The organism is Seohaeicola sp. 4SK31 (assembly GCF_028802875.1).
Taxonomy (GTDB): domain Bacteria; phylum Pseudomonadota; class Alphaproteobacteria; order Rhodobacterales; family Rhodobacteraceae; genus Seohaeicola.
Map to the genome: position 1 here is coordinate 36,757 of NZ_JARAMP010000008.1, position 22,886 is coordinate 59,642.

General features: G+C 63.1%; 19 protein-coding genes. 7 read left to right on the forward strand and 12 right to left on the reverse strand.

The features are described 5' to 3' along the window. Positions 1-2 precede the first annotated feature (2 nt). Together PVW27_RS08380 and PVW27_RS08385 are read left to right on the forward strand one after the other, a co-directional pair. Positions 3-1,088 carry a HesA/MoeB/ThiF family protein gene (locus PVW27_RS08380; RefSeq protein WP_274556797.1) on the forward strand — a complete coding sequence of 362 codons (1,086 nt, stop codon included), beginning with the start codon at positions 3-5 and terminating at the stop codon, positions 1,086-1,088. Then, positions 1,069-3,081: a M3 family metallopeptidase gene (locus PVW27_RS08385; protein ID WP_274556799.1), complete on the forward strand. Its 2,013-nt coding sequence runs from the start codon at positions 1,069-1,071 to the stop codon at positions 3,079-3,081. The genes PVW27_RS08380 and PVW27_RS08385 overlap by 20 nt, the downstream gene beginning before the upstream one ends. Positions 3,082-3,132: 51 nt before the next feature. Here the strand turns inward: PVW27_RS08385 and PVW27_RS08390 are convergent, their stop codons facing one another. Genes PVW27_RS08390 through PVW27_RS08405 form a run of 4 tightly spaced genes read right to left on the reverse strand, consistent with a single transcriptional unit; the run spans position 3,133 to position 7,911 of the window. Continuing rightward, on the reverse strand, positions 3,133-4,629 hold the full coding sequence (locus tag PVW27_RS08390) for a phosphomannomutase/phosphoglucomutase (protein WP_274556801.1): 1,497 nt from the start codon (positions 4,627-4,629) through the stop codon (positions 3,133-3,135). 28 nt (positions 4,630-4,657) lie between these two features. Further along, positions 4,658-5,491, reverse strand: coding sequence for a 3-deoxy-8-phosphooctulonate synthase (gene kdsA, locus PVW27_RS08395; protein WP_274556802.1), 834 nt, complete (start codon positions 5,489-5,491; stop codon positions 4,658-4,660). Between the two features lies 1 nt (position 5,492). Next, complete coding sequence (locus PVW27_RS08400; protein ID WP_274556803.1) at positions 5,493-7,274, reverse strand: capsule biosynthesis protein; 1,782 nt, start codon at positions 7,272-7,274, stop codon at positions 5,493-5,495. Next, complete coding sequence (locus PVW27_RS08405; protein ID WP_274556804.1) at positions 7,252-7,911, reverse strand: ABC transporter ATP-binding protein; 660 nt, start codon at positions 7,909-7,911, stop codon at positions 7,252-7,254. Before PVW27_RS08405 ends, PVW27_RS08400 begins: the two co-directional genes overlap by 23 nt. 245 nt (positions 7,912-8,156) lie before the next feature. Here PVW27_RS08405 and PVW27_RS08410 point away from each other — a divergent pair, with 245 nt between their 5' ends. Together PVW27_RS08410 and PVW27_RS08415 are read left to right on the forward strand one after the other, a co-directional pair. Further along, positions 8,157-8,771 (forward strand): uracil-DNA glycosylase family protein, encoded by a 615-nt coding sequence (locus tag PVW27_RS08410; protein WP_274556805.1) that lies wholly within the window; start codon positions 8,157-8,159, stop codon positions 8,769-8,771. Further along, positions 8,749-9,543 carry an SseB family protein gene (locus tag PVW27_RS08415; RefSeq protein ID WP_274556806.1) on the forward strand — a complete coding sequence of 265 codons (795 nt, stop codon included), beginning with the start codon at positions 8,749-8,751 and terminating at the stop codon, positions 9,541-9,543. The genes PVW27_RS08410 and PVW27_RS08415 overlap by 23 nt, the downstream gene beginning before the upstream one ends. A 16-nt stretch (positions 9,544-9,559) precedes the next feature. Here PVW27_RS08415 and PVW27_RS08420 read toward each other — a convergent pair whose 3' ends face one another. From PVW27_RS08420 to PVW27_RS08445, 6 genes are read right to left on the reverse strand one after another with little or no spacing between them, the layout of a single operon-like run. Beyond that, positions 9,560-10,492 carry a 2-hydroxyacid dehydrogenase gene (locus PVW27_RS08420; RefSeq protein WP_274556807.1) on the reverse strand — a complete coding sequence of 311 codons (933 nt, stop codon included), beginning with the start codon at positions 10,490-10,492 and terminating at the stop codon, positions 9,560-9,562. Positions 10,493-10,522: 30 nt separating this feature from the next. After that, positions 10,523-11,662 carry a rod shape-determining protein RodA gene (gene rodA, locus PVW27_RS08425; protein ID WP_274556809.1) on the reverse strand — a complete coding sequence of 380 codons (1,140 nt, stop codon included), beginning with the start codon at positions 11,660-11,662 and terminating at the stop codon, positions 10,523-10,525. Then, entirely contained in the window at positions 11,659-13,602 is a 1,944-nt protein-coding gene (gene mrdA, locus PVW27_RS08430; protein WP_274556810.1) for a penicillin-binding protein 2, read from the reverse strand. Before mrdA ends, rodA begins: the two co-directional genes overlap by 4 nt. After that, positions 13,599-14,138: a rod shape-determining protein MreD gene (locus tag PVW27_RS08435; RefSeq protein WP_274556812.1), complete on the reverse strand. Its 540-nt coding sequence runs from the start codon at positions 14,136-14,138 to the stop codon at positions 13,599-13,601. Before PVW27_RS08435 ends, mrdA begins: the two co-directional genes overlap by 4 nt. Next, the gene (mreC, locus tag PVW27_RS08440) at positions 14,131-15,063 is read right to left on the reverse strand and encodes a rod shape-determining protein MreC (RefSeq protein WP_274556814.1); all 933 of its coding nucleotides are present in this window, start codon (positions 15,061-15,063) and stop codon (positions 14,131-14,133) included. The genes PVW27_RS08435 and mreC overlap by 8 nt, the downstream gene beginning before the upstream one ends. Positions 15,064-15,107: 44 nt before the next feature. Further along, on the reverse strand, positions 15,108-16,154 hold the full coding sequence (locus PVW27_RS08445) for a rod shape-determining protein (RefSeq protein ID WP_274556815.1): 1,047 nt from the start codon (positions 16,152-16,154) through the stop codon (positions 15,108-15,110). Positions 16,155-16,312: 158 nt separating this feature from the next. On the opposite strand from PVW27_RS08445, the gene PVW27_RS08450 reads away from it, so the two are divergent. Further along, on the forward strand, positions 16,313-17,098 hold the full coding sequence (locus tag PVW27_RS08450; RefSeq protein WP_274557028.1) for a 23S rRNA (adenine(2030)-N(6))-methyltransferase RlmJ: 786 nt from the start codon (positions 16,313-16,315) through the stop codon (positions 17,096-17,098). A 168-nt stretch (positions 17,099-17,266) separates the two neighbouring features. On the opposite strand, the gene PVW27_RS08455 is transcribed toward PVW27_RS08450, so the two are convergent. After that, positions 17,267-18,841 (reverse strand): 2-isopropylmalate synthase, encoded by a 1,575-nt coding sequence (locus PVW27_RS08455; RefSeq protein WP_274556817.1) that lies wholly within the window; start codon positions 18,839-18,841, stop codon positions 17,267-17,269. 263 nt (positions 18,842-19,104) lie between these two features. On the opposite strand from PVW27_RS08455, the gene PVW27_RS08460 reads away from it, so the two are divergent. Further along, positions 19,105-19,770: an SDR family oxidoreductase gene (locus PVW27_RS08460; RefSeq protein ID WP_274556819.1), complete on the forward strand. Its 666-nt coding sequence runs from the start codon at positions 19,105-19,107 to the stop codon at positions 19,768-19,770. Next, positions 19,767-21,293, forward strand: coding sequence for a cryptochrome/photolyase family protein (locus PVW27_RS08465; protein WP_274556820.1), 1,527 nt, complete (start codon positions 19,767-19,769; stop codon positions 21,291-21,293). Before PVW27_RS08460 ends, PVW27_RS08465 begins: the two co-directional genes overlap by 4 nt. 66 nt (positions 21,294-21,359) lie before the next feature. Here PVW27_RS08465 and PVW27_RS08470 read toward each other — a convergent pair whose 3' ends face one another. Next, positions 21,360-22,856, reverse strand: a complete 1,497-nt coding sequence (locus tag PVW27_RS08470) for an MORN repeat-containing protein (protein WP_274556822.1) — start codon at positions 22,854-22,856, stop codon at positions 21,360-21,362. Positions 22,857-22,886 lie beyond the last annotated feature (30 nt).

The window sequence follows — 22,886 nt, forward strand, 5'->3', positions numbered from 1 at the left end:
GGATGGCTCTGGTCTTCATCATGGCTGCTGTTCTCTGGGGGATCGGCGCCTTCATGGGCACGCCGCGCCGGATGCGCTGGTCGATGATCGGCATTCTCTGGATCGGGGTTGTGGTGATCCACCTGACCCTGCCTGCAACGGCGCAACTGCGCCTGGCTACCGGGGAAAGTGCGGCACCGTGGCTGCTGCTGGGCGGCTTCGCTGCGCTTATCGTGACCTATCGCGCGCTTCTGTCGCGCCTGCGCGTTAAAGCTGACGGGACGACTTTTGATCCCGCGCCCTCTACGCTGCAAGGTCCGTTTTCAGACACTGAACTGGACCGCTATGCCCGCCATATCGTGCTGCGCGAGGTGGGCGGAAGCGGGCAGCGAAAGCTCAAGGAAGCCCGTGTTCTGGTGATCGGGGCAGGGGGGCTTGGCGCGCCTGCGCTGCTGTATCTTGCGGCTGCCGGAGTCGGCACCATCGGCGTGATTGATGATGACGCCGTCGACAACTCCAATCTGCAACGGCAGGTGATCCACACCGATGACCGCATCGGCATGCCCAAGGTCTTTTCGGCTGAATCCGCGATGCGCGCGCAAAATCCATTCGTGACCGTGCGCCCCTACAATCGCCGCCTTACCGCTGACATGGCCCACGATCTGTTTGCCGATTACGATCTGATCCTGGACGGCACAGATGACAGTGCCACACGTTATTTGGTGAACCACACCGCCGTCACTTTGGGAAAACCTCTGATCTCGGGGGCTTTGTCGCAGTGGGAAGGGCAGATCGCCCTGTTCGACCCGGCGCGCGGCGGCCCTTGCTATCAATGCGTTTTCCCCGAGGCTCCCGCCCCCGGTCTGGCCCCAAGCTGCGCCGAGGCCGGAGTGATCGGCCCCTTGCCCGGCGTGATCGGGTCCATGATGGCGCTTGAGGCGATCAAACTGATCACTGGCGCGGGTCAGGATCTGCGCGGGCGCATGCTGATCCATGACGCACTATATGCCGAACACCGCACCATCCGCCTGCACCCGCGCGACGCTTGCCCCATCTGCGCCGCATCCCGCCCAACCGGAGATTTCACCGATGACCAACCCGCTGCTTGAGACATGGACCACGCCCTTCGGTCTGGCCCCCTTCGACCGGATCACGGACGCGGATTTCGCCCCTGCCTTTGACACGGCCCTTGCCGCGCATAAGGCAGACATTGACGCGATTGCCGCCAACCCCGCCGCACCCGATTTTGACAACACCATCGGCGCGCTCGAGGCGGCAGGCAAGGACCTCGATCAGGTCCTGTCCGTCTTCTACACCGTCGCCGGGGCCGACAGCACCCCCGCGCGCGAGGAATTGCAGCGCACTTTTTCCCCCCGTCTTGCCGCGCATTGGGCCGCGATCACGGCGAACAAGGCGCTGTTCGCCCGCGTGGCCGACCTCTGGGCACGGCGCGACGATCTGGGGCTGAGCGATGAGCAAGCCCGCGTTCTGATGTTGACCCATCGCGGCTTTGTCCGTTCCGGGGCCGCCCTGACCGGGGCCGAGGATGCGCGCATGGCCGCGATCAAATCGCGGCTGGCCGTGCTGGGCACGCAGTTTACCCAAAACCTGCTCGCGGATGAGCGGTCCTGGGTCCTGCCCCTGTCGGAGGAGGATCTGGAAGGGTTGCCCGATTTCCTGATCTCGGCCGCCCGCGCTGCGGGCAAGGAAAAGGGCGCGGAGGGGCCGGTCATCACCCTGTCCCGGTCGCTGATCACGCCGTTCCTGCAATTCTCGCCCCGCCGCGATCTGCGCGAGGTGGCATGGCGCGCCTCTGTCGCGCGTGGTGCCAATGGCGGCGAGACCGACAACCGCGCCATAGCGGCCGAAATCCTGTCCCTTCGTGCCGAACGGGCCGCGCTTCTGGGTTATGACAGTTTTGCCGACTACAAGCTGGAAACCGAGATGGCCCGCACGCCTGACGCCGTGCGCGATCTGCTCATGCAGGTCTGGACTCCCGCCCGCGCGCAAGCCGAGGCGGATGCAAAGGTTCTGGAGCGGATGATGCACGAGGACGGCATCAACGGCGATCTGGAGCCTTGGGACTGGCACTACTATGCCGCGCGCCGCAGGCAGGCCGAACATGATCTGGATGAGGCTGCGCTGAAGCCCTATCTGCAACTCGATCGGATGATCGAGGCAAGCTTTGCCTGCGCCAACCGCCTGTTCGGTCTGGAGTTCTCGCCTTTGGATGTGCCGCTCTATCACCCCGATGCGCGGGCATGGGAGGTGACGCGGAACGGCCAGCATGTTGCGGTCTTCATTGGCGATTACTTCGCGCGCGGATCGAAACGGTCGGGCGCGTGGTGTTCGGCAATGCAAAGTCAGGCCAAATACCCTGAGGTGCGCCACCCCATCGTGATCAATGTGTGCAACTTCGCCAAGGGCGATCCCGCGCTGCTGTCCTATGACGATGCGCGCACCCTGTTTCATGAATTCGGCCACGCTCTGCACCAGATGCTGTCGGACGTGACCTATCCATCCATCTCGGGCACCTCGGTGGCCCGCGATTTTGTGGAACTGCCCAGCCAGCTTTACGAACACTGGCTGGAGGTGCCCGAGGTTCTCGCGGAATTTGCCACCCATGCTGAAACGGGTCAGCCGATGCCGCGCGACATGCTCGACCGTCTACTGGGGGCGGCAACCTTTGATATGGGTTTTCAAACGGTGGAATACGTGGCCTCGGCTCTTGTCGATCTGGCCTTTCACGAGGGCGCGCCGCCCGCCGATCCGATGGCCAAACAGGCCGAGATTCTGGCCGATCTGGGCATGCCGCGGACCATCGCCATGCGCCACGCCACACCCCATTTCGCCCATGTTTTCTCGGGTGATGGCTATTCCAGCGGCTATTACAGCTACATGTGGTCCGAGGTGATGGACGCCGATGCCTTTGCCGCGTTTGAGGAAGCAGGCAGCGCCTTTGATCCCGAGCGCGCCAAGGCTTTGGAAGAATTCATTCTGTCCAAAGGCGGATCGCAAGAACCGGCAGAGCTTTACACGGCCTTCCGCGGGCGCCTGCCCGGGGTGGACGCACTGTTGAAAGGACGCGGGCTGGCTGCCTGAAACGCAAAAGGCCCCGGGTGTCCGGGGCCTTTCTGTCTCTGTCACGGAACATCAGATCGTCTGATCGTATTCGCCAACGCTGGGTTCTGTTCTGATCACAGCGTCGATCTCGGCGAAAATCGCGCGCATCTCGGCCTCGGACTCGGGGCTTTCACAGACCACAACCAGATTGGGGGTGTTGGACGAGGCGCGCACCAGACCCCAACCGCCATTGTCCAGTATGACCCGCGCGCCATTAACCGTAACCACTTGGGCGATCTTGCGCCCGGCCAGCGTCTCACCCGCCGCGTGCTTGGCCACCAGTTTGGCCACCAGCCGCTCAAGAACCTGATATTTCTCGGTATCGGCGCAATAGGGTGACATGGTCGGCGTCGCCCATGTCTGCGGCAAGGCGCGGCGCAAGTCGGACATCGACTTGTCCGGGTTGCGGTCCATCAGCTTGCAGATCTCGACCGCGACACGCATCCCGCAGTCATAGCCACGCCCGATTGGACCGGCCAGAAAGTAGTGGCCCGACTTCTCGAACCCCGCCAGCGCGCCCAGTTCCTTGACGCGCCGCTTCATGTGGCTATGTCCGGTTTTCCAGTAATCCGCCTTGGCACCGTTCGCGATCAACTCGGGGTCCGACGCGAACAGCCCTGTAGACTTCACATCCGCCACAAAGGTGCTGCCGGGATAGAGTTTCGACAGGTCTCGCGCCATGATCACGCCCATCTTGTCGGCGAAAATCTCCTCGCCCTCGTCATCCACCACGCCGCAGCGGTCGCCATCACCATCGAAACCCAGCGCGAAATCCGCGCCCGAGGCTTTCACGCTGTCCGACATGTCATGCAGCATTTCCAGCGCTTCGGGGTTGGGGTTGTAATGCGGAAAGGTGTAATCCAGCCTGTTGTGCGAAGGGATCACCTCGACCCCTAGACGACGGAACAGTTCGGGGGCAAAGGCCGATGCCGTGCCATTGCCCGTGGCGCAGACGACGCGCAGTTTGCGCGTCATGCGGAAATCACCAACGAGGTCGTCCAGATAGGCCTCGCGCACACCATCAACGAATTCGTAAGAGCCACCCGGCGCGGCCTCACCCTCGCCATTCAGCACGATATCGCGCAGTTCCGCCATCTCGTCTGGGCCATGGGTCAGGGGGCGGTCAAAGCCCATCTTGACCCCGGTCCAGCCGTTGGGGTTATGACTGGCCGTAACCATGGCTACCGCAGGCACATCCAGATGGAACTGCGCGAAATAGGCCATGGGCGACAGGGCGGGGCCGATATCCTTGACCGCGATCCCGGCCTGCATCAGTCCAAGCATCAGAGCGTTCTTGATCGACAGCGAATAGTCGCGATAGTCGTTTCCGACCGCGATCACAGGCGCGATGCCCCGTCGACGCATCTGGGTGCCCAGACCCAGACCCAGCGCCGTCACGCCGGGCAGGTTGATCTGATCGGGATATTTCCAGCGCGCATCATATTCGCGAAAGCCGGTCGGCGTGATCATCGGATCACGCAGGAATTCCCATGTGTTTTGTGTCACGGAAGGCGCGGGTTTGGTCACGGGTGCAATCTTTCTTGTCTGAAAAAAGTCAAAGACGGATCGGATCAGCCTTGGCCAGCCGGTCAAAGGCCATCAGGCTCTGGATCAGCACCGCCATCCGGTCGAGCGGAATCATGTTCGGCCCATCGGACGGCGCATTGTCCGGGTCCTCATGGGTTTCAATGAAAACGGCGGCAATGCCAAGCGACACCGCCGCGCGGGCCATCACAGGGGCGAATTCCCGCTGACCGCCAGAAGAGCCGCCCTTCCCGCCGGGTTGCTGTACCGAATGGGTCGCGTCCATCACCACGGGATAGCCGGTCGCAGCCATCTGGGGCAGGGCGCGCATATCGGCCACCAGCGTGTTATACCCGAACGAAGTGCCACGTTCGGTCAAAAGGATGCGGGTATTGCCGGTGCTTTCGATCTTGTCGATCACATTGGGCATGTCCCAAGGGGCCAGAAACTGACCTTTCTTGACGTTGATCGCAGCCCCGGTCGCCCCGGCGGCCAGCAAAAGATCGGTCTGGCGGCACAGAAACGCCGGGATCTGCAAGACGTCGCACACTTCGGCCGCGGGGGCGCACTGACCCTCGTTATGCACATCGGTCAGCACCGGCACGCCCAGACTGTCCTTCACATGCTGCAAAACGCGCAATCCCTCATCCAGCCCCAGTCCGCGCTGACCGGCGACAGAGGTGCGATTGGCCTTGTCATAACTGGCCTTGAAGATGAACTGCGCGCCGGCGGTGGCACAAACCTCCTGCATGCGGGCGGCTATCATCATCGCGTGATCCGCGCTTTCCAACTGGCACGGACCGGCGATCACGGTCAGAGGGGCGTCATTGCCGACGCCAAGAGAGCCGATCGAAACCGTCTTCATGTCAGCTTGAAACCTGTTCGCGCAGGATCGAGGCGGTGAGTGAGATCATCAGATAAATTCCCGAGAAGATGAGGAAGGCGAGGATCGTGTTCTCGAACGCGCGCGGATAGGTCGGCTCGTCCGGGGCCACGGGCCGCACGCTGGTTGTCAGGTATCGCACCTGACGGTTCGCCTCAAGCTCGGTCTGCTTTTCGTTCTGCAGCGCCGATTGCAGGAACAGGTCCGCTGTCGCCAGATCGGCCTGTGCCATCTGGATCTGCGCGGTCACGGCCGCAAGCGAGCTTTGTCCTTCGGTCGCATTGGTCAGACGCCGGTTCTGGCGGTCCAGATCCTCACGCAGCAAGCGCACTTCGGACCGCAACGCGTCCACGCGCGCAGCATTGGGGCGCGCGTTGTTCAACTGCGAGTTCAGCGCCAGTTCCTTTTCCTGCACCTGCAATTCGACCGCGTTGATCAGGGCGCGGATGCTGGCAATCTCGCCCTGCGGATCAAGGATCGAGCCTTCCTGAAGTTTCACCAGACGTTCCTGCGCCTCGCGCCGTTCGGCCTTGGCCTGCTCCAGACTGGCGCGGGCATCGCGCATCTGGTCTTCACGTTTGCGCCGCGACAGTTCGTCCACGCGCTCTTCCGCATAGTCGATGAGATGCGAGGAAAATGCGGCGCTGGTCTGCGGATCGGCGGCAATAACCTCCATCCGGATCACGCCCTCGGTCGGGTCGTAGCCGATCTTGACGTTCTTCTTGTAGATCTTGTAGGCCGCCTCATCGGTGGCGTCGGCCTCAAGCCGCTGGATCGGGTCGATTGATTCCTGCCGGAAATGATCCTTGAACCCCATGTCCTCGTTCAGCCGCATCATGGCATCACGGGACTGCATGTAGGATTGCACCGCGATACTGTCCTGATTGGTGGCGAATTGAGTGCCGCTCAACAAGCCGCCCAACCCGCTGCTACCGCCCTGAGCATCGGCCTGAAGGATCAGGAACTCGGATTTGGTCGCATACATCGGCGTGGCATAGGCAAAGTAATACCAGCCGGCCAAAAGCGTGGGCAGGAACACGAAGGTCGTCAGACGGGTCAGAAGCAACAGCAGTTTGCGCCGCCGCCTGCGGGCGATGTCGCGCTGAATGTCCATGATGTCGCGCGCCCGCCGTTCGGAGGGGCTGACCTCGGTCGAGGGCAGGTAGGGGTTGCCCGAAGGCATCGTCTGGGGCAGTTGCACCCGTCCGATCGGCGTCCCCCCGCCCGGCATGCTTGCAGGTGTGCCTGCGCGGGCCGCGGGACGGGCAGCGGGCACCTCATCCTCTTCCGTCTCATCTTCGCGCGGCATCACAAGGTCCAGCATCGTGGCACGCTGGAAGGGGTCGATCCCTTCGGCGCGCAGAAGACGCACGGCATCGAAATCCGATGTGGGCGCAAGCCCGTGTTTCTGGGCCACGCGACGCGCCATGCGCAACTGTCGCCCCGTTAAGCCTTCGCGACGGATCGCGTCGATCTCTGGGCCGGCTTCGGCATAAGGTGATCCCGTCAACAACTGCGACATATCAGGTGCGGCGTCATCGGGAATGGGCGACATGTCCCGTGTGCTGGCTGTCTGCTGTGCGGGCGGGTCAAGCCTGTCCACCTGCGGCGCGCCGGGGCGCTGGCCGGACGGGCGGTTCGGGATCAGCGGGGTCGGACCGCTGTGGCCTGCTTGGGCGCGGGTCGGTTCTTGTTCGACACCCGAGAACGCTTCGGTCAGGCTGCGCCGGATACGGAATTTTCTAGCCTTGGGTTTCGTAATCATACAGCTCTTTCGCTTCTTCCAAGGTGTCAAACATATGCAACTTGCCGTCCATCAACACGGCGGCGTTCCGGGCGAATTTCTCAAGGACCTGCGGTTGGTGCGACACGATGATCACCGTCGTATTGCGCAATCTTTCCCGCAGGATGTCCCCTGCCTTCCGGTTGAACTCGGCGTCAGTCGACGAGGGCATGCCTTCGTCGATCAGGTAGATGTCGAAATCAAGCGCCAGCATCAGCGCAAAGGAGAACCGCGCGCGCATCCCCGACGAATAGGTGCCAAGAGGCTGATCGAAATATTCACCCAGGTTGCAAAGCCAGCGACAGAACGCCTCGACATAGTCGGGGTCCAGTCCGTAGAGACGCGCGATGTAGCGGCTATTCTCGACGGCGGACACGCGCGACACCACGCCCCCCATGAAGCCCAGCGGAAAACTGATCCGCGACTCGCGACGGATGAACCCCTCATCAGGTTTTTCCAGCCCGGCCATCATGTTGATCAAGGTCGTCTTGCCTGTGCCGTTCGGCGCCAGGATACCCAGAGATTTGCCCAATTCGACGCGAAAGCTCACCCTGTCAAGGATTACCTTGCGCTGCATGCCCGTCCAGAAGGACTTGCTGACGTTATCGAATTCGAGCATTCAACGCTCCGGTCTGCTCCTGCCCACCCTCTTAGCGGGGTTGAGTTAACTCTCACTTAGCAATGGCCTTGGGCGCATGTCGAGCCATTGCTGACAAATCGCAATCTTTCGCGGCAAAATTATGTCATGCGCGCGTGACTATACCGTAGGAAGGCTGCGTTCACCAAGCCTCGTCTCTGTGGGGGTGCGCGCCATGCTGTCGCCGCCTGCTGGACCCGACGAAACCCCGTGCTAGACTGCATTGGATGAACAGCCCAACCTCAGATCTTGAGCCGCAGATTGCCGCTTGCCGCCTCTGTGCGCCACGCTTTGCCGCCACCGCCACGGGCCACGACCCGCGACCCGTGGTCTGGTTCCGACCCGAGGCACGGCTTCTGATCGCAGGGCAGGCGCCGGGGATGCGCGTGCATCAGTCGGGCCGACCCTTTCACGACCCTTCGGGCGATCGCCTGCGCGACTGGTTGGGGCTGTCCCTCGATGAGTTCTACGACCAGAGCCGCGTGGCAATTGTACCCATGGCCTTCTGTTTTCCGGGCTATGACGCCAAGGGAGCGGATCTGCCACCACCCCCCATCTGCGCGCGGACATGGCATGCGGAGGTAATGGCAAGGCTGGCCAAGGTGCGATTGCGCGTGCTGGTGGGCGGCCATGCCCACCGTTGGCATCTGGGCACGCGCACACCCGTGTCGCAGACCGTGGCCAACTGGCGCGAACATGGCCCCGGGGTTTTCCCCTTGCCTCACCCCTCATGGCGCAATACCGCTTGGCTTCGCAAAAATCCGTGGTTCGACGCCGAGGTTTTGCCCGCGCTGCGCGCCGCTGTCCGGAGAGTGATGAATGACCAACCTGACCCCGCTTGATGCCGCCCATGCCGCGATGGAGGCATCGCCCGCCGACGATGCGGCGCGGTTGCGCTTCTACGAGCGGCTGGCCGACTGCGAACTTTACCTTCTTCTGACCGAAGAAGCCGTGGGCGACAACATCACCCCCGAGGTTTTCGATCTGGGTGATGCCAGTTTCGTGCTGGTCTTCGATCGTGATGACCGTCTGGCGCAGTTCGTGGGCAAACCCGCGCCCTATGCGGCTCTGTCGGGCAGGGTCATCGCTGGCCTTCTGGCCGAACAGGGGATCGGACTTGGGGTCAATCTCGAGGTAGCCCCCTCATCCATCCTGATCCCGCCCGAAGCGGTGACGTGGCTGGCGGGCACACTTGGCAATGCTCCGGCCGAGGCCGAGGCCCGGATCGAAGCGCTGGCTCCCCCGCGCGGCCTTCCCGAATTGCTGCTGACGGCGCTGGACACCAAGCTGGCCAGTGCCGCCGGATTGGCCGAGGCAGCCTATCTTTTGGGCGTTACCTACGAGGGCGGCGGCAAGAGTCATATGCTGGCCTTTGTCGATGCCGCCCCCGGCGCGCAAGGGGCTCTGGCCAAAGCGGTGGCCGAGGCCCTCACGTTTTCAGGTATCGAGGCTGGGGCCTTGGACGTGGCCTTCTTCCGCGCGTCCGAACCGATGGCGGCGCGGCTGGCACAGCACGGCTTGCGCTTTGATCTGCCCCAGCCTGTCGAAGCGGTGCAGGAAGTGCTGCGCATGGCCCCCGGCTCGGACCCCGCAAAACCGCCCAAGCTGCGCTAGAGACGAGGGCAGGGGGTCAATAGCCCAGCTTGCGATCCACCAGATGCAGGAACGGCTCTCCGGCCTCGCCGCGTCGCACGTTTTCGGCAATCACGCGTGAGGCTGAGGCGGGCCGCGTCTCTGACGCGATATGCGGCGTGACGGTGACGGACGGATGCGCCCAGAACGGATGATCCGAGGGCAACGGTTCCACCCGGAACACATCCAGCGTGGCATGACCGATCTGGCCGCTGTCCAGCGCCGCCAACAGCGCAGCATCGTCGATCAGCGCCCCGCGTCCGGGGTTCAGGATGACCGCTCCCCGCGGCAGCAGCGCCAGACGGTCGGCGTCCAGCAGGTTCTCGGTCGCCGCTGTCAGCGGCAGCAGCAGCACCGCAATCTCGGCAGTGGACAGCGCCTGCACCAGCCCCTCATCCCCATGCAGGCAGCGAACCCCGTTGACCGCGCGCGGACTCCGGCTCCAGCCGGTTACGTTGAAACCCAGCCCCGCCATCGCCTGCGCGCAGGCCGATCCCAGCGCACCAAGACCCAGAACCGTCACGTGGCGATCCTCGGCCAGCGGGGGCACATGCTTGTCCCACGCCCCGTTCAGCCCGTGGATATGCCGGTCCATCCCCAGATGATGGCGCAGCGCGTGCCCCGTCACCCATTCCATCATTCCTTGCGTCAGCCCGTGATCCACCATCCGCGCCAAGGGCTGTGTCAGCGTGGTGTTGCCCACCACATGCTCGACCCCCGCCCAAAGGTTCAGCACCGCCTTGCAACGCGTATAGGGTGTGAAATCCTGCACCGTGCTGTTGGGCGCATAGACGATGTAATCCACCTGATCCGGCGCGATATCCCGCGACAGATGCGCCGCAACGCCCGCCTCGGCCAAGGCGGTGGTCAGTGGTGCCTCATAGGCGGCCCAGCTGTCGGGTTTGGCGGCGAAAAGGATATTCACGGTCATGTCTGGGCCTTCCGGTCGGTTCGGGGAAAATCAGCGGGGTTTGTGGATATGCGCGCTTTGGACAAGGCCAAAGGCCACCATCAGCACCAGCATTGCCGAGCCGCCATAGCTGACCAGCGGCAGCGGCACACCGACGACAGGGGCCAGCCCCATCACCATCGACATGTTCACGGCGAAATACAGAAAGAACGTCAGCGCGATCCCCAATGTCAGCAGGGACGAGAACCTGTCCTTGTTCGACAGGGCCGTGGCGACGCAGAAAACGATGATCAGCGCATATAGCCCCAGAAGCGAGATCCCCCCGATGAAGCCGAATTCCTCGGCCAGCGTGGTGAAGATGAAATCGGTATGCTTCTCGGGCAGAAAGTTCAGCCGGCTTTGCGTGCCCTGCATGAAGCCGCGGCCTGTCCAGCCCCCCGATCCCAGCGCGATCTTGGCCTGCGTGATGTGATAGCCAGCGTTCAGCGGATCCTGCGACGGATCAAGGAAAGTGTCGATCCGGCGATACTGATAGTCTTTCAGCAACTGCCATGATGTGCCGCGCGATTGCACCACCGCCGCGACAAGCCCCACCCCGCTGGCGAACACGGCCGCGAAATAGCCCCAATGGACACCTGCCACGAACATCAGACCGGCTCCGCCAAAGATCAGCAGCAAGGCTGTGCCCAGATCGGGCTGCGTCAGCACAAGACCGGTTGGAAGCAGGATGAAAAAAACCGGCACCGCCACCCAGAAGGGATGCGACACTTTTTTCATGGGCAACCAGTCGTAATAGGCCGCCAGAAACAGCACGAGTGTGACCTTGGCCAGTTCCGACGGTTGCAGTCGCATGAACCCAAGGTCGATCCATCGCTGCGCCCCGCCCCCGGTCGCGCCGAAGAATTCCACCGCCAACAGCAGCAGAAGCGAGACCAGATAGGCCAGCGCCGCCATGTTCCGCCAGAACCAGATCGGCACCATCGCGATCACGAACATGACCACCAGACCAAGCCCGAAACGCTGCATCTGAGGTTCCGTCCAGCGGCTGAACGCCCCGCCTGCCACGGAATAGAGCATGAGAAAGCCGACACTGGCCACGGCGACCAGCAGCAAAAGGATCGGCCAGTTCAGATAGAGCACCTTGCGAAAGCCAGAAGGCACCGTCTTGACGGTATACTCAAGATAACTCATGCGCGATCCTGTCCCGGGCGCAGAACCTGCGGCCGCTCGCGGCGCAGACGCTCCTGAAGGGCTTGCGCGCGAGACCGTTCAGCCTCGGGATAGGCATCAAGCGGCGGATCGCCCTTGTAAAGCGCCTGCAGCGTGATGTCCCGCGCCACAGGGGCCGCCACGGCCGAGCCGCCACCGCCATGCTCCACCACGACGGCCACGGCGATGCGCGGGTTGTCATAGGGTGCGTAATTCACGAACAGCGCGTGGTCGCGACGTTCCCAAGGCAAATCTTCGTTGCGGATCACACCTCGGGCCCGTTCGGCAGCGGTGATGTTGCGCACCTGACTGGTGCCGGTCTTGCCCGCCATGCGATAGCCATCCGTGATGATACGGCTGCCATAGGCCGTGCCGCGCCGGTTGTTTGTCGCCTCGAACATCGCGCGGCGGATGGCGCGCATATGGTTCTCGTTAAAGCCCAGGGGTTCGGCGGCCACCACGGGCTGCTCGACTCCGTCGATGCTGCGGATCAACCGCGGCTCGATCTTGCGCCCCACGGCCAGACGCGCGGTCATCACCGCCAGATGCAAGGGAGAGGTCAGCACATAGCCCTGCCCGATCGAGGCGTTGACCGTATCGCCCACGCGCCATTCCTGCCCAAAGCTTTCGCGCTTCCAGTCGCGCGTGGGTGCCCGGCCCCGCGCCACGGCGGACATGGGCAGATCGAAACGCACCCCGATGCCCAGCTTTTCAGCCATGGCCGACATCGCGTCGATCCCGACCTTCAGCGCCAGATCATAGTAATAGACGTCACAGCTTTCCCGCAGCGCGGTTTCAAGGTTCATATGCCCATGACCCGCACGTTTCCAGCAATGGAACCGCCGCCCCGAGACTTCAAGATGCCCGGGGCACCAGACGGTCTCTTCAGGCGTGATCACGCCCGCGTCCAGCGCGGCCAACACCGTGACCATCTTGTAAGTCGAGCCCGGCGGATAAAGTCCCTGTACGGATTTGTTGGCCAGCGGGCGATACTTGTTCTCGGTCAACACCGAATAGTCCGCCACGGAAATGCCCCGCACGAACAGGTTGGGATCGAAACTGGGAGCGGATGCGATAGACAAAATGTCGCCCGTTTCGCAGTCCAGTACCACGGCGGCCGCACTTTCGCCCGCCAGCCGCGCCTGAACATAGCTTTGCAGCGCATTGTCCACCGTCAGCTGGATATTCGCGCCCGCCTTGCCCTCCTGCCGGTCCAACTCGCGCATTACCCGACCGGCGGCATTCACCTCGACACGCTTGGTGCCGGCTTTGCCGCGCAGGATTTCTTCCTGCCGCGCCTCAAGCCCGACCTTGCCGATCTGGAACCGGGGGATCCGCAGCAGGTGGTCGGGGTTCTCGATCTTCTGCAGATCGTAATCGCTGATGGGGCCGACATAGCCCACCACATGCGCGAAATCCGGTCCCGTGGGATAAAACCGCGACAGACCCACTTCGGGCGTCACGCCGGGCAGAGCGGGGGCGTTGATGGCCACTTTCGAGATATCGTCCCAGCTGACGCGGTCCGCTACGGTCACCTGCGTGTCGCCCCGGCTTTCGCGCATTTCCTTGAGCGCGCGTTCCTGATCCTCGGGCCCCAGGTCGATCAGTGTGGCCAAGCGACGCATGACCATGTCGATATCGCCCGCGTCCTCGCGCACCATGATGATGCGATAGCTGGGCTGGTTCTCGGCGATCACCGCGCCGTTGCGGTCATAGATCTGGCCGCGGGCCGGCGCGATCAACCGGATGCTGATCCGGTTCTCCTCGGCCAGCACGCGAAACTGGTCGGCCTGCTCCACCTGCATATAGCGCATCCGCAGGCCCAGAACCCCCATGAAGGCCAGCATGGAGCCGCCCATGACAAGGCCACGCCGGGTGATCCGGCGGGCTGAATCCGCGCTGTCCTTGGGATTACGTCTCATATCCGTTGCCCCAGCCTGTCCAGATCGCCGGGTGCGGCCTTGCGCACGCCGAACACCCATTGCGAGATCATGACAACCACAGGATAGCAGATCAAGGTCATGACGACATGGATTACCGTCAGGCCCAGCGGGGCCTGCGGCACCATCAGCACCGCCAGAACCAGTCTGTTCCCCAAAGAGACGGCCAGAAAGATGCCCGCTACCGCCAGCCATTCCATCATGAAGGGCTGATCGCGCAGATTGCGCGCCCGATTCTTCAAAGCTTGCGTGCCGATCACCATCAAAGCGGCCCACAGACCCGGCGGTCGCAGGAATAGCAGATCCGCCAGCAGAACGATCACGGCGACCGACAGGGCCGGCACGAATTCGGGCCGCCGCAACGCCCAGGCGAATGTCAACGCCACCAGCAGATCCGGCCCCGCCCACACCTGAGGCTGAAAATCCAGCGGGATCAGTTTGGCAAAGATCACAGCAAGGGCAAGGCCCAGGTAAAGCATCCGCATACCCCAGACGCGGGGGGCGCTTCCTTCAGCCATTGCCATCCTCCGTTTCCGAAAGAATGTCGCCGCTTTCGGGCAAGGGGGCCGGTGCCATGCGCTGCTCCAACGGAGCCACCAGCGCGCCGGGATCACGGATCACCTCGGTGCCGGGATTGCGCAGCACACGCAGGAATTCCAGCCGCTCGTAGTCCGCAGCCAGAACCACCCGCAGCCGCCCGCCCGGATCGGCGGCAACCTGACCGATCAGCAGGCCAGCCGGAAACACACCGCCATCGCCCGAGGAGACCACCCGGTCACCGGGCCGCACAAGATCCGGATCCTCAAGGAACGAGATCGGCGGGGCCGCCGTATTGTCGCCCTGCACGATCGCGGTCTGACCCGAGGGCTGGATCGTCGCGGGGATCCGGCTGGCCGGATCGGTCAACAGGATCACGCGCGATGTATCGCGCCCTACGCCGGAAATGCGACCGACCAGTCCGATCCCGTCCATCGTGGCCCAGCCATCGACGATCCCGTCGCGCGCCCCGACATTCAGCAGAACCGATTGCCGGAAGGGCGAGCCACTATCCGCCAGCACGACACCCGTGACAAAGGTCAGGCGTGGGTCCAGGCGGACCTTGTTCAGATCCAGCAACCGGGCATTCTCCTGCTCCAGTTGCAGCGCCGCCTCTTTCCACGCCTTCATCTTCTGCAATTCGTTCCGCAGATCCTGATTCTGCTGGACAATGCGCTGATAGCTCTGGAAATCGCGCACCAGATTGACGGTTGCCGTCACCGGGGCCATCGCCCAGTCAAAGCTTGGCACCACGCGGTCCACCACCGCCGCGCGAAAGCGCTCGACCCGTGGACTGTCGATGCGCCAGACCAGAAAAAGACCGACAAGGCACAAGACCAGAACCCCCACAAGCAACCGCTTGAGGGGGCCCAGAAAGTCATCCGCCTGTGATCTGTCCTTTGCCAAGGTCTGTTCCTGTCCTTGTCAGAGCCCCTCAGAGGAAGGGGTGATCAACTGTCGTAATCAATCGCATGGCGCAGTTGTTTTTCATATTCCAGCGCCTTGCCGGTCCCAAGCGCCACACAGTTGAGCGCCTCGTCCGCGATGGATACGGCCAGGCCCGTCTGTTCGCGCAGCGCCAGATCCAGATCGCCCAGAAGCGCGCCGCCGCCCGTCAGCATCACGCCGCGATCCACGATATCGGCCGCTAGATCGGGGGGCGTCGCTTCCAGCGCGGTCATCACCGCCTCGCAGATCTGCTGCACCGGTTCGCTCAAGGCTTCGGCCACTTGGGCCTGGCTGATCTCGGTTTCCTTGGGCACACCGTTCAGCAGGTCACGTCCCCGGATCATCATCGACGTGCCCCGACCGTCATCGGGCATGCGTGCCGTACCGATCGAGGTTTTGATCCGTTCCGCCGTCGCCTCGCCGACCAGAAGGTTATGCTGGCGACGCAGGTAGTTGATGATCGCCTCGTCCATCCGGTCGCCCCCGACGCGAACCGAACGGGCATAGACGATGTCACCCAGAGACAGCACCGCCACCTCGGTCGTGCCGCCGCCGATATCCACTACCATGTTGCCCGTGGGGTCCGTGATCGGCATCCCGGCACCGATAGCCGCCGCAATGGGTTCGGCGATCAGACCCGCCTTGCGCGCCCCCGCAGAGAGCACCGACTGCCGGATCGCGCGTTTCTCCACCGGAGTCGCACCATGGGGCACACAGACGATAATCTTGGGTTTTGAAAAGGTGGACCGCTTCAGGACCTTGCGGATGAAATGCTTGATCATCTCTTCGGCAGTGTCGAAATCGGCGATGACCCCGTCCCGCATCGGACGGATCGCCTCGATGCTGCCGGGGGTGCGGCCCAGCATCAGCTTGGCATCCTCACCCACCGCCAGAACCTTCTTTACACCGTCCTTGATATGGTAGGCCACGACCGATGGCTCGCTAAGCACGATACCCTTACCCTTGACATAGACCAGTGTATTGGCCGTGCCGAGGTCGATCGCCATATCCGAGGCGAACAAGCTGGGCATCTTATCGAAAATTGACATGGTCTCATGTCCCATTGTTGAAATTGTGCAAGTAGCCAGCGACTCTGCTTGAGGTGGCCAGATGCCCTTATAGGGCTGAGGTGCCCTTTGTGAAAGACCCACCTTCATTTTGTATCAGCACACTTCCGCCTGAGACGTCAATGGGCTATGGACGCGCGATGCTGTCCTATCAACATATCTACCACGCGGGCAACCCGGCGGATGTGCACAAGCACGCGCTGCTGTGCCGCATGCTGTCCTACCTGACGGTGAAGGACAAACCGCTCGGGTATATCGAAACCCATGCCGGGCGCGGGCTCTACATGCTGGACGCGCCAGAAGCGGTCAAGACCGGCGAGGCGGCCGCAGGCATCGAGTCGCTTCTTCGGCAGGGGGGTATGGCGGCGGATCATCCCTATCTTGCCGCGCTGGCGCAGGTGCGCGCGGCGCACGGACCGCGGGCCTATGCCGGATCGCCCCTGCTGGCGGCAATGATCCTGCGACCACAGGACCGGATGCATCTGGCCGAACTGCACCCGCAGGAGCATGGCGCGCTTGAGTTTGCGATGTCTCCCTTTGGTGCGCGCATCTACCGACAGGACGGCTTTGGCATGGCGCAGGCCATCTGCCCCCCCGACCCGCGCCGGGGCCTCATGCTGATCGATCCCAGCTATGAGGTGAAGACCGATTACGAGACGATCCCCGCCCAAATCGCGAAACTGCACCGCAAATGGAACGTGGGCATCATCTGCCTGTGGTATCCGATCCTGACAAGTGCTGCGCATGGTCCGATGCTGGCGGCGCTCGCGGCTCAGAACCTGCCGGGTGCGCTACGCCACGAGGTGCGCTTTCCGCCGGTTCGCGCCGGTCACCGGATGGTGGGGTCAGGACTGTTCATCGTGAACGCCCCTTACGGCACCGAGGACGAGGCCAAGCGACTGACCGCTCTTTTCGCGCAGGGTTGAGGCCGGAAAAGGGGGGCTGTCTGCCCCCCACGCCGAACCGCGTTCGACTGCGTCGAACTGTGTTCGACGATCCCCCCGAGGATATTTCGGGCAAAAAGAAGCAGCCGCAACAGAAAAGACCCGCCGCTCTGGCAGCGGCGGGCCGGTTTCATTGTCGTCCGGTGCGGATCAGCTCACATCCTTGTAGTTGATCTCGCGCCGGTCGGCACCGGGGCCAGCCTTGTCGCGCCGCACCAGCAAACGGTTCAGCGCATTGACATAGGCGCGGGCCGAGGCGACGACCGTGTCTGTATCCGCAGACTGGCCCGTGGCAATCATCCCGTCCTCTTCCAGCCGCACACTGACGGTGGCCTGCGCATCGGTGCCTTCCGTGACGGCATTCACCTGATAGAGTTGCAACCGCGCCTTGTTGGGATGCAGCGCGCGCACCGCCTTGAAGGTGGCATCCACCGGCCCGTCACCATGTTCGGTGGCGATCATCTCCTTGCCGTCGATCTCCATCTCCAGCGTAGCCTCGGCAGGGCCGCCCGTGCCGCACAGCACCTTGAGCGAGACGATCTGCAGCCGGTCATTGCCCGCATCCGCCGTGGCCGAAACCAGCGCCACGATATCCTCGTCATAGACTTCCTTCTTGCGGTCGGCCAATTCCTTGAACCGCACAAAGATGTCTTTGAGTTGGTTATCCCCCACCTCATGCCCCAACTGGCGCAGCTTGTCGCGCAGCGCCGCGCGGCCCGAATGCTTGCCCATCACAAGGTTGGATGCAGTCAGTCCGATATCCTCGGGGCGCATGATCTCGAAGGTCTCGGCGTTCTTCAGCATCCCGTCCTGATGGATGCCGGATTCATGCGCAAAGGCGTTCTTGCCCACGATGGCCTTGTTGAACTGCACCGCAAAGCCCGACACTGTGGCCACGCGGCGCGAGATGTTCATGATCTTGGTCGTATCCACGCGGGTGCGGTAGGGCATGATGTCATTGCGCACCTTCAGCGCCATCACCACCTCTTCCAGCGCTGTATTGCCCGCGCGCTCGCCCAAACCGTTGATCGTGCATTCGATCTGCCGCGCGCCCGCCTCGACCGCGGCCAGCGCGTTTGCCGTCGCCATGCCCAGATCGTTGTGGCAATGGGTGGCAAAGATCACCGTATCGGCGCCCGGCACCCGCTCGCGGATCATGCGGATCAGATCGGCACTTTCGCGCGGCGCTGTATAGCCCACGGTATCGGGGATGTTGATCGTCGTGGCCCCCGCCTTGATCGCGATCTCGATCACCCGGCAGAGGTAATCATGTTCCGTCCGTGTCGCATCCATGGGCGACCACTGCACGTTGTCGCACAGGTTGCGCGCATGGCTGACGGTCTGGTGGATGCGCTCGGCCATCTCGTCCTGCGTCAGGTTCGGGATCGCCCGGTGCAGGGGCGAGGTGCCGATGAAGGTATGGATGCGCGGCTGTTTCGCATGGCGCACGGCGTCCCAGCAGCGGTCGATATCGGCCAGATTGGCGCGCGCCAGCCCGCAGATCACCGCGTCTTTTGAGCGTTCGGCAATTTCCTTCACCGCGCGGAAATCCCCTTCCGAGGCGATGGGAAATCCTGCCTCGATGATATCCACCCCCATATCGTCCAGCAATTCGGCGATATCCAGTTTCTCGGCATGGGTCATGGTGGCGCCGGGGCTTTGTTCGCCGTCGCGCAAGGTCGTGTCAAAGATCAAGACGCGGTCTTGTTCTGATGTATCGGTCATGTCGGGTCTCTTTTCATGTCTGCTGATGGGGCTTGGCGCGGGATGCACATCCTCTGAGCGGTCGCGCCGGGCCGGCACGCTCAGAGGCGGCTTAGCGACAGCAGAAGGGCAGCAGCGAGTGCCGCGCGGGATGCGCGGGCCGGGGTCGCCTTATGTGCCAAAATCGTCATGACGTCAGGTTATACGCGGGTTCAGGCAAATGAAAAGCCCGAATTTCGCACCCTGCGCATTGAAGCCCGTCGCCGCGCCGCTAGCTGTGGCCCATGGAAAAGGCATTGATCATAGGGGCTTCGGGCGGCATCGGCGCGGCGATCACAGCCGCATTGACGGCGCGGGGCGTGGCCGTCACGACCCTGTCGCGGCGTGATGACGGTCTGGACGTGACGGATGAGGACAGCGTTTCCGTCGCCCTTGGTGCGCTGGAGCCTGGCTTTGATCTGATCCTTGTGGCCACTGGCGCATTGGTGATCGACGGGGCAGAGCCAGAAAAGACGATCCGCCGTGTGACGGCCCGCGCCATGGTGGACCAATTCGCGCTCAACTGCATCGGGCCCTCTCTGGTGCTGAAACACAGTCTGCGCCTTTTGCCGCGTGACAGGCGGGCGGTCTTTGCGGCGCTGTCCGCGCGGGTGGGGTCGATCGGCGACAACGCTCTGGGTGGTTGGTACAGCTACCGCACGGCCAAGGCGGCGCTGAACCAGATGATCCACACGGGCGCCATCGGACTGGCGCGCAGCCACCGCCACGCGCTCTGCGTCGCGCTGCATCCGGGCACCGTGGCCACACGCTTTACCGAAGATTATGCAGCCAGTCATGACCGCGTCGCCCCGGCACAGGCAGCGGCCAACCTCTTGGGCGTGATTGAAGGGCTGAGCCCGGCAGATACGGGCGGGTTCTTCGACTGGCAGGGCAAACGGGTGGCGTGGTGACGCGCCTGGTTCTGGTCCTCGGGGATCAACTGTCTGACAGCATGGCTGCCCTGAAAGCCGCCGATCCCACCCGTGACATCGTGGTGATGGCCGAGGTGGGAGGGGAGGCGGGACATGTGCCCCATCACCCCAAGAAGATCGCGTTTCTGTTCGCCGCCATGCGCAAATTCGCGGCGCGGCTGGAAGGGAAGGGATGGCGCGTCGCCTATTCACGCCTTGATGATCCCGACAATACCGACACCATCCCCGGCGAATTGATCCGTCGCGCCGCCGCATACAAGGCGACGGGCGTCATCGGAACCGAACCCGGCGATTGGCGCTTGCGCGCATCATTGGAAGAGATGCCGCTAAAGTTGCACCTTCTGCGGGACGACCGCTTCATCGCCTCCTCGGTCGTGTTCGAGGACTGGGCCAAGGGGCGCAAGCAGTTGCGGATGGAATACTTTTACCGCGAGATGCGCCGCAAAACCGGCCTGCTGATGGAGGGGGATCAACCCGCAGGTGGTCAGTGGAACTATGACCACGACAACCGCAAAGCCGCGCCCGATGCCATCACATTTAAGGGCCCGCTACGGTTTGAACCTGATGCCGTGACGGCCGAGGTGCTGGATCTGGTCGAGGCGCGGTTTTCCAACCATTTCGGACAGTTGCGTCCCTTTTGGTTCGGCACAGACCGTGACCAGGCGCTCCAGCATCTCGATCACTGGATCACGGGCGGCCTGCCGGGCTTCGGTGATTATCAGGATGCGATGCTGGCCGATCAGCCCTTCATGTATCACGCGCTGATCGGGCTTTACCTGAACGCTGGCCTGCTTGATCCGCTCGAAGTTTGCCAGCGGGTCGAGGCCGCTTGGAAAGCGGGCCGCGCCCCCTTGAACGCCGCCGAAGGCTTCATCCGCCAGATCATCGGCTGGCGCGAATATGTGCGCGGCATCTGGTATCGCGAAGGCCCGGACTATACCCGCCGCAACGTGCTGGGCCACACCAATGCGCTGCCGGATCTCTATTGGGGCGCGCCCACCGATATGCGCTGCATGGAACGCGCTGTGACCCAGACGGCGGAAAACGCCTATGCCCACCACATCCAGCGCCTGATGGTGACGGGCAATTTTGCGCTGCTGGCAGGCATTGATCCTGCTGAGGTGCAGGACTGGTATCTGGCCGTCTATGCCGATGCCTATGAATGGGTCGAGGCTCCGAACGTGGTGGGGATGAGCCTCTTTGCCGATGGCGGCATCATTGCCTCGAAACCCTATGTTTCGTCTGGCAATTACATCGACAGGATGTCGGATTATTGCGGATCATGCGCCTACCGCGTCAAGGACAAGACAGGCCCGCGCGCCTGCCCGTTCAATCTGCTCTACTGGCACTTCCTGATCCGCCACCGCGACCGCTTCAGCGCAAATCCCCGCATGGGCCAGATGTATGCTACATGGGACCGGATGGCCGAAGACCGTCGCACGACCGTTCTGGCCGAGGCAGAGGCATTCCTTAAACGCATGCAGGCCGGGCAACGCATCTGACAGCGCAGCAGCCCTGCTTCTTTTTGCCTCAAATATCCATACGCGACTGCGTCACTGGACCGCCGGTCAGTCGGCGGGCACCGCCGGCGTGTCCTCCGGTGCCGCCGCCGGGGCGTCCGCCGGGGTCTCTTCCGCTGCCGGGGCGGCCTCGTCTGCCCCATCCGCACCCGGCGGGGTGCCGTTCTGCCAGACGCCCGTCACCTCCTGCCCGGTGGCATAGCGCATCGTGCCTTCGCCCTGACGGCGTCCGGCACTGAACATGCCCTCATAGACATCGCCATTGGCATAGGTCGCTGTGCCGCGGCCGTCGATTTCGCCCGCGCGCCATTCCCCGCTATAGCGGAATCCATCCGGCATCACGATCTCGCCCGTACCCTCGCGCTGGCCGTTCACGAATTGCCCGGTATAGACCGTGCCGTCGGGATATGTGGCCACGCCCTGACCATGCCGCTGTCCATCCAGCCATTCTCCCTCATAGCGATAGCCATCCGGATAGGTCATCACGCCGCGCCCATGATTGCGCGCCTCGCGGAATCCGCCCTCATAGATCAGCCCGTTGGCATAGACCGCGCGGCCCTCGCCCTCAATCACGCCCGCCGCCCATGCGCCTTCATAGGTCGAGCCGTCGGGATAGGTGATCTTGCCTTCCCCATCAGGCAGATCAGCGCGGAACTGGCCCTCGTAGACCGATCCGTCGGGATAGGTGACGCGCCCCTGACCGGCGATCTGCCCGGCCACCCAGGACCCTTCATAGACATAGCCATCCGTGCCGGTGAACGTGCCCTGACCCTCGCGCAGGTCATTCACGAAACCGCCCACATAGGTGTCCCCGCTGGCATAGGTCACGCGCCCCTGACCTTCACGACGGCCATCGACCAGCATCCCCTCATAGACATCGCCATTGGATTGGGTCAGCTTGCCCTCGCCATTGATCTGGCCGTCCTTCCACGTTCCCTCATAGATCAGCCCGTCAGGCATGGTCAGCGTGCCCTGACCCTCGCGCGCGCCGCGCACGACCTGACCCTCATAGACAGCGCCATCGGGATAGGTGATCGTAGCGCTGCCTTCCTTGACGCCGCGGTCCCATGTGCCGTCATAGACATAGCCACCGGGGCTTTGCATGATTCCGCGCCCATGGTGCATCGCCTCGAGGAACCCACCTTCATAGCGCATCCCGTTGGCATAGGCGGCGATCCCCTGTCCGGTGATCTTGCCATCGACCCACTCGCCCTCATAGGTGCCACCATCGGTAAAGACGATCCGCCCCACGCCCTCGGGCTTGCCGCGCTGGAACTGGCCCTCATAGACCGAGCCGTTGGGAAAGCGCGCCACACCATTCCCACGGATCTCGCCTTCGACCCAATCACCGGTATATTCATAGCCATTGGGAAGGCGGTAGGTGCCGGTGCCATGCTGCAACCCGTTCAGGAACGTGCCCTCATAGACCCCGCCATCGTCATATTGCTTGGTCTGGACCCCATCCGTCTGCTGCGCCATGAGCGGGGCGCTCAGCATCAGCCCGGCCATGAGACACATCCCGAAGATTGCGCGCGTCTGTGTCATGCCTGCCCCTGATACACTCTCGGCCCGCCC